This window comes from Oryzihumus sp. (genome assembly GCF_054325275.1).
In genome coordinates, this window is the sequence record NZ_JBTCWL010000135.1 from 1 (window position 1) to 1,992 (window position 1,992).

The following is a 1,992-nucleotide window of genomic DNA, read 5'->3' on the forward strand; positions in this document are numbered from 1 at the left end:
GACTCGATCTCGAGGTTGGCGATCGCCTTGCCGCTGACGTCCGGCACGGACATGCCCAGGAGCAGCGAGTAGATGTAGTTGCCGACGACGACGTTCTGCCCGAACTGCGTGGTCTTCTCGGCGTAGTTGGTGTCGAGGTGCAGCGGGTGGTGGTTCATCGTCAGCAGGCAGAAGAGGTGGTCGTCGTACTCGGTGACCGTCTTCCCGGGCCAGTGCTTGTAGACCGCGCCGACCTCGAACTCCTCGTAGCTGCGCCCGAACTGCATGCCCTGCTCCTCCTGCCGACGGTCCACGGATCGCCCGCCATGCTGCCGGACCGCCCCGCCGACGGGACAGGGCCGCGGGGCGTGCGCTTGCTCACGTGTTGCGGCGGTGCGAACCCGGCGGTGTCATGGCCGGGTGAGCCCGCACCCGCGATACGAGCCCGGCGACCCCGCCCTGCTCGCGCGCGTGCGTGACCTGCTCGCGGACCTGCCCGAGGTCGAGGAGCACTTCGGGGTCGGGCACCCGCAGTTCCAGGTGCGGGCGAAGTCGCTGGCGATGTTCATGCCCGAGCACCACGGAGTGGCGTGGGACGCGGTGTGGGTCAAGGCCACCACCGAGGTCCAGCAGGACCTCATCGCCCGCGACGGGCGGCGGTGGTTCAGGCCGCCGTATGTCGGGCCGCGTGGCTGGGTGGGCGCGCGGCTCACCGCGTTCGACGGTGACGGGGACCCGGCGTGGGACGACCTCGGCGAGCTGCTCGAGTCGGCCTGGCGCTCGGTGGCCCCCAAGCGCGTCATCGCCGCCCACGACGGCTCCGGGTGAAGGGTTGACCACGCCGGAGTGTGGTCAACGCTTCACCCTGGCCGCAGCCGGGGCCGCGGCTACTCGCGCGCGGTCTCACCGGTGGACCGGCGCAGCGCGCGGCGCTGGCCACGGTCGAGCTCGGTGCGCAGTGGGCGGGCGACGAACGTGCCGAAGGAGACTCCGGCGGCCAGCGCCATGCCGATGCCGGCGGCCATGAACAGCGAGGACGCCCCGTCGAGCGGGCTGACGCCCGAGCTGCGGCCGAGGATCTCGAACAGGCCGCGGTAGACCGACAGACCGGGCAGCAGGGGTGCGATGCCGGCGGTGGTGATGGCCAGCGACGGCACCCGCAGCCGGGAGGACACCACCTGGGCCAGGACACCGACCACGGCAGCGGCGATGCCCGAGGCGACCGGGGTGCCGAAGCTGAGGTGGCTGGCGCCGAGGAACGCCAGCCAGCCCAGGCCGGCCGTGCCCATGGCCACGAACGCGGCCCGGCCGCCGGCGTAGGCGGAGACGGCGAAGGCCCCGGCGACGAGCATGGCCGCGGCGACCTGGACGAGCGGGTTGGGCGCGAGGCTGGCCTGGGCGCTGATGTCCAGCGGGACGCCCATCCGGCGCCCGACCGCCAGGATCGCGCCGACGCCGACGACGACGCCGAAGGTCAGCATGAGGACCTCGAAGCCGCGCGCGCCGGCGGTCACGTAGTAGCCGTCGATGGCGTCCTGGGCGGCGCCCACGACGGACAGGCCGGCCAGCAGCACCACGATGCCCGTGGCGACCACCAGCGACGGGGGCAGCGCCTTGACCAGCTCGGGGCTGCGTGACCCCCCGGCGATGAGCAGCACCGCCACCATGGTCGGGATGGCCGCGCCGACCGCCTGGGTGAAGAACGCGGCCAGGCCGCGGTGGGCCAGCCGGCGCTGCACCCGGTCGACGAGCGCGGTGGTGCCGGCGCTGAGCAGCACCGCGAGCGGCCCGCCACCGAGGAACAGGCCGACGGCGCCGCCCATGACCGCCAGGGAGAAGGTGACCAGCCAGCGCCGGTAGGGGTGGGGCGCGCCGGAGATGTCGTCGAGCCGGGCCCGCGCCGAGGCCACGTCGAGGTCGCCGTGGACGACCTCCCGGACGAGGGTCTGCAGGTTCTCCAGCCGGCTGAAGTCGGCCGAGCGGACCTTGACGATGCGCAGCACCGTCATCGGG

The 1,992-nt window shown here is 73.4% G+C and carries 3 protein-coding genes; 1 reads left to right on the forward strand and 2 read right to left on the reverse strand.

Going from position 1 to position 1,992, the window contains the following annotated elements:
* Positions 1-293 (reverse strand): MaoC family dehydratase (locus ACXVGS_RS18995; RefSeq protein WP_458538225.1); only part of this gene is annotated, 293 nt, incomplete at its 3' end.
* Between the two features lie 106 nt (positions 294-399).
* Between ACXVGS_RS18995 and ACXVGS_RS19000 the strand changes: the two genes are divergently transcribed.
* Positions 400-807: an MmcQ/YjbR family DNA-binding protein gene (locus ACXVGS_RS19000; protein ID WP_458528754.1), complete on the forward strand. Its 408-nt coding sequence runs from the start codon at positions 400-402 to the stop codon at positions 805-807.
* Between the two features lie 59 nt (positions 808-866).
* Here the strand turns inward: ACXVGS_RS19000 and ACXVGS_RS19005 are convergent.
* Positions 867-1,992 (reverse strand): threonine/serine ThrE exporter family protein (locus ACXVGS_RS19005; protein WP_458538226.1); only part of this gene is annotated, 1,126 nt, incomplete at its 5' end.